General features: G+C 43.1%; 3 protein-coding genes. All 3 read left to right on the forward strand.

What is annotated here, in order from left to right:
- Positions 1–178: 178 nt before the first annotated feature.
- Positions 179–2,350, forward strand: a complete 2,172-nt coding sequence (locus ACJAT7_RS09395; protein ID WP_415226542.1) for an EAL domain-containing protein — start codon at positions 179–181, stop codon at positions 2,348–2,350.
- Positions 2,351–2,750: 400 nt separating this feature from the next.
- Positions 2,751–4,055, forward strand: coding sequence for a DEAD/DEAH box helicase (locus tag ACJAT7_RS09400; RefSeq protein ID WP_415226543.1), 1,305 nt, complete (start codon positions 2,751–2,753; stop codon positions 4,053–4,055).
- 602 nt (positions 4,056–4,657) lie between these two features.
- A partial coding sequence (locus tag ACJAT7_RS09405; protein WP_415226544.1) for a glycoside hydrolase family 3 protein occupies positions 4,658–6,000 on the forward strand: 1,343 nt, incomplete at its 3' end.

The raw sequence follows: 6,000 nt of genomic DNA on the forward strand, positions 1-6,000 counted from the left end.
AAAACAGAATAGATGAGAAATCCATAAAAAGCACGTTAAAAGAATTTTGCCGGTATAGCGTTGATGTAGAGGGCTGTTTTTTGGGAGCAAACATTTTGTCCCTTTGAGGTTCTCCTAACACTGCCTAAATGCACTTCTAATAGGGTTACACAGATGCGTAACGATGCAGGGTACTACAATGAGCAGTGATAATAGGAAGACCAGTCTAGAAGAGCTTGCCTTTCAAAACGAAGAGAAGGATAAGCGGGCAGCAGAGCTGGCCATTGCCAATAAGGAGCTGGCTTTTCAAAACCAAGAGAAGGATAAACGGGCTGCAGAACTGGCCATTGCCAACAAGGAACTGGCTTTTCAAAATCAAGAGAAGGATAAACGGGCAGCTGAACTGGCCATTGCCAACAAGGAGCTGGCCTTTCAAAACGAAGAGAAGGATAAACGGGCAGCTGAACTGGCCATTGCCAATAAGGAGCTGGCCTTTCAAAACCATGAGAAGGATAAACGGGCAGCAGAGTTGGCCATTGCCAACAAGGAGCTGGCCTTTCAAAACGAAGAGAAAGGTAAACGGGCAGCAGAGCTGGCCATTGCCAACAAGGAGCTGGCCTTTCAAAACGAAGAGAAAGGTAAGCGGGTAAAAGAGAAAGGTAAACGAGCAGCAGAGCTGGCCATTGCTAACAAGGAGCTGGCTTTTCAAAATGAAGAGAAAGGTAAACGGGCAGCAGAGCTTGCCATTGCCGATAAGGAACTTGTCTTTCAAAAAAAAGAGAAAGGTAAGCGGGCAGCAGAGCTTGCCATTGCCGATAAGGAACTTGTCTTTCAAAAAAAAGAGAAAGGTAAACGGGTAAAAGAGAAAGGTAAACGAGCAGCAGAGCTGGCCATTGCTAACAAAGAGCTGGCTTTTCAAAATACAGAGAAGGATAAACGGGCAGCAGAGCTGTCAATTGCCAATAAAGAGCTGGCGATTGCTAACAAGGAGCTGGCCATTGCTAACAAGGAGCTGGCCTTTCAAAATGAAGAGAAAGGTAAATTGGCAGAAGAGCTCAATGACTTCGCTTTCTATGACCCCCTTACTGGCTTACCCAACAGGCGTCTTTTGATAGACCGCCTCCATCACGCATTAGCTTCCAGCGTACGTAAAGGTTTGGAGGGTACAGTGATGTTTATTGATATGGATAATTTTAAGGATATTAACGACACCCTCGGCCATGGATATGGTGATTTACTGCTGAAACAGACAGCGACACGTCTGGAGTCTTGTCTACGCAAAGGCGATACCGCGGCACGTTTGGGGGGGGATGAGTTTGTATTGATTCTGGAAGATTTGGATAAAAAAACCATCAAAGCTGCAACAAAGGTGAATATCATTGCCGATAAAATTTTTGCAACTCTCAACAAACCTTACCAACTCGACATGCACAAATATCATAGCACCGTGAGCATCGGTGCTGTCTTTTTCGACCATGAGGGTAATACGGCAGAAGAGCTGTTGAAACAAGCCGACATCGCTATGTATCAGGCTAAACAAGCAGGTGGTAATTCCATAAGATTCTTTAACCAGGAAATGCAGGAGATCATTAATGTGCGCATAACCCTCGAAAATGAATTGCGCATTGCCGTTGAAAAGTCGCAATTTCATTTGTATTACCAAATTCAGATTAACAGTTCCAACCGATCATGCGGAGCCGAGGCATTGATCCGCTGGATGCACCCTGAACGGGGGCTGGTGCTCCCTGCTACATTTATCCCTCTGGCGGAAGAAACCGAATTAATTCTGCCCATTGGGCAATGGGTTATAGATACTGCCTGTGCGCAGCTCAGAGTCTGGCAGAAAAATACGCTGACTCGCGATTTAACACTGTCAGTAAACGTTAGTGCAAAACAATTCCGGCAGAAGAATTTCGTGGATCAAGTGCAGGCAGCTCTGCAACGACATGCTATTTCCGGAAATTTACTTAAGCTGGAATTGACCGAAAGCCTGCTGCAAGAGGATATCGACGTCACCATTGCCACCATGAAGGCATTAAAAAAAATTGGTGTTCAGTTCTCCCTGGATGACTTCGGCACTGGCTATTCATCCTTACAGTACCTCAAACATTTGCCCCTCGAACAATTCAAGATCGATCAGTCGTTCGTGCGCGATATTGTGACAGATAGAAGTGACAAAGCGATAGTAAAGGCGATCATTTCTATGGCGCAGCTCCTGAAAATAGAAATCATTGCCGAGGGAGTGGAAACTATAGAGCAACGACAATTACTCTTAGACGAAGGATGCATATTTTTTCAAGGGTATTTATTCAGCAAACCGATACCGATTGATCAGTTTGATGCGTTAATCTGTCGTTTAACTGACACCTGATTTTAAACATAAGGGGTACCTCGGTTGATTGAAGTCCGTAATCTATGCGGGACTCTAAATACCAACTAATGACTATCTCGAGCAGATTTTTATAAATACGTAACGGATCGTATTCTGCTTGCTAATTGCCGAGAGTTCGCATAGTAGTGACCAGGTAAACTTGGTCCTTTTTAAAGTATTAGAAGTCGTTTGGACGTTTGCTACTTGACTTTCCAGCTCGGTTTGCGGCACAAACCGCCTTCTAAAATATAGATGAAATAGCGTTAAATTGGTGATCAGTTAAACTCGAACAATAAATTTACGGCAGGGTTTAATCGATTTCACTAACTTAACGGGGCGTACCGGGCATAAATGCGCTAAAATAGCGGGCTATTATCTTAGCTTTGAGCACTTTATATTAATGACCATTGACACAAGCCAAATCAAAACAGCAGCCAACTTCACAGAACTTGGCCTTATTTCGCCCTTGTTAGCTCGATTAACTGAGCTGAAATACCAGCAGCCAACGCCTATCCAAGCGCAGGCTATCCCAAGTGTGTTAGCAGGACGAGACCTAATTGCAGGGGCAAATACCGGTTCGGGTAAAACAGCTGCCTTTGCATTGCCCTTATTGCAAAAAATACAGTTATCTAATAACAAAACATTGAATAGCAAAAGTGGTGAAGGTAATTTTGTTACTGGACTAATTTTGGTACCTACCCGTGAACTGGCCAAGCAAGTTGCTGACAGCATTAAATCATATGCAGCGCATTTTAACGGCGCGATTAAAACGGTTGCTGTTTTTGGTGGCGTATCGGCGAATACTCAAATGCTTGCATTACGCGGCGGCACCGATATTTTGGTTGCAACGCCAGGTCGATTACTCGATTTGATTTCAAGTAATGCCATTAAGCTCGATAGGGTTAAAACCTTAGTGCTGGATGAAGCCGATCGTATGTTAAGTCTTGGTTTTACTGACGAGCTATCGGCGCTGTTAGCTTTACTGCCATCGAGCAAACAAATCTTACTGTTTTCAGCGACCTTTCCAGAGCAAGTACAGGCTTTAACCCAGGAATTACTCAACGATCCGGTTGAAATACAATTGCAAAGTAGCGACGCCAGTACCTTAGTACAACGCGTTTTTACCGTTAACAAGGGACAAAAAACCGCCTTGTTGGCACATTTGATCAAGCAGCATCAATGGCAACAAGCGCTGATTTTTGTCAATGCTAAAAATAGCTGTAATCACTTAGCTGAAAAGCTTTCTAAACGCGGTATTAATGCGGAAGTGTTTCATGGCGATAAAGGCCAGGGAGCTCGTAGTCGCGTACTTGATGCATTTAAAGCAGGCGATATTGACGTGTTGATTGCAACAGATATCGCGGCGCGTGGTCTCGACATCGAAAAACTGCCTGTGGTGATCAATTTTGACTTACCAAGAAGTCCATCAGACTACATGCACCGTATTGGTCGAAGTGGTCGTGCCGGTGAGGTGGGGTTAGCCTTGTCGATTATCGATCATGAAGATTTTCACCATTTCAACGTTATCGAAAAAAAGAATAAGCTGCGGCTTGAACGAGAGCAAGTAGCGGGTTTTGAAACCGTTGACGTTATCAGTGATGTTTCAGCCGCAGAGAAGCCGATGGCAAAGCCTGAAGGCAGTGGCAAGAAAAAACGTAAAAATAAAGAGCAAGTGAATGCAGATATCTGGTTGAGAAGAGATTAACCTGAATAAAAGTTCAACCTGTTTGATAACACTTCCCCGGTGTCAGGATAGTAGTGGTCAAGTAAAACTGGCCACGGTTTTTAGTTTCTAAGTCGCGAAACGCTTTAGTTTCCCCAATCTCAATTTATTCACTCTACGCACTGGTTTTGGCGGGGCCTGTTTATTTTCTTTAAGTCGAGTCTGATATTGTCTTTAATGCAATGATTTAAAAGTATCTACGCTATGGATCGCCTGCCTTTATTCTCAAAACTCCTCGTGATTAGCCATTATTTTTGTACATGTCGCTTTCGATATCGGGAAATGTCATTCCCAATATTGGGAATTAATCATCATAAACACATTCACCCTACAAAATAACACCTAAAAAACAATTGGTTATAGGTTGGCAAGGTAATTGAATGTAAGGTGATGGAATTAACTGTTTTGTATTAACTCAATTTATATTGTTTTAGTCATTACAGCTTATGGTTTTTAACTATCACCATTAATAAGCGCTTATCGATTTTTTCAGGACGGTGTCAGGCCAGCTCTTTAATATTAAAGGTCTGGTTAAATTTTTATTACATTAATTTATAAACTGCAATTAAGTTGGGAATGTATTCATGCATAAAAAACCGAAACCATTTTACTTAAGGCTACCTTATATAACCATTACTCTATTAACGCTTGTATGGATCTATTGTTTTTTTTTGTACCACCCTAGCTATCAGGCTACCCAAGAAAAAGTCAATCTACACAATAGATATTCAGAGCAGATGGATGAGTGGCCAAAACCGAAACGAAAAAAACTTTCCCCTGAAATTGAAGCGCGTATCGATGCGTTATTAAACAAAATGACATTGCCTGAAAAAATAGGGCAGATGACACAGGGGGAAATTAGCTGGGTGTCGCCTAATGATGTGCAGGAGCATGCATTAGGATCTGTTTTAAATGAAGGGGGCTCTCGACCCGGTTACGTATATGGTCCACTTTCAGACTGGGTTGAACGAGCAGACCGCTACTGGTTAGCATCACAACAAACAATCAATAAGATCCCTATTATGTGGGGGACTGACGCACTACACGGCCATAATGGTGTGAAGGGGATGACATTGTTCCCGCATAATATTGGCTTAGGTGCTTCTGGCGATGCGCAGTTAGTTGCTAACATTGGCCGGGCAACGGCGAGTCAGGTAAGAGCCAGTGGTTTGGATTGGACATTTGCGCCAACGGTCGCGATTGTGAAAAACACGCGTTGGGGACGCAGTTACGAAAGTTATGGTCAAGATCCTGAGTTGGTTTATCACTTAAGCAAAGCGATGGTAAGCGGGTTGCAGGAAAATTTAACCACTGATGGAATATTAGCCACTGCCAAACATTTTATTGGCGATGGCGCAGTGAGAAATGGGGATGATCAAGGCGAAGCCTATATCACAGAAGATGAACTGATTAATAGGCAGGCAATGGGCTATTACGCAGCATTAGAAGCCGATGTGCAAATTGTGATGGCATCTTTTAGCAGTTGGTGGCTAACCAAACTGCACGCAGATCATTACCTACTCAGCGAAGTACTAAAAAACAGAATGGGATTTGATGGTTTTATTATCTCTGACTATAACGCTATTAGGCAAATAGTTGGCTGTTCAATAGCCAGCTGTCCTGCTGCAATCAACGCCGGTGTTGATATGCTTATGGTGCCCAAGAATTGGAAGCAATTTATAGAAAATACGGTTGGCCAAGTTGAAAATGGTGAAATAGCACTCTCGCGGATAGATGATGCGGTGCGCCGTATTCTTCGGGTAAAAATGCGTGCAGGGCTATTTGAACAGGTTCAACCCTCACGTAGAGAAAATTCAGGTAATACAGGATTGATGAGTTCACCTGAAATAAAAGCACTGGCTCGCCAAGCGGTACGACAATCATTAGTGATGCTAAAAAACAGTGATCAGCTATTACCTTTAAGTAA

Source organism: Psychromonas sp. (assembly GCF_047632995.1).
In the GTDB taxonomy this organism is placed as follows: Bacteria; Pseudomonadota; Gammaproteobacteria; order Enterobacterales; family Psychromonadaceae; genus Psychromonas.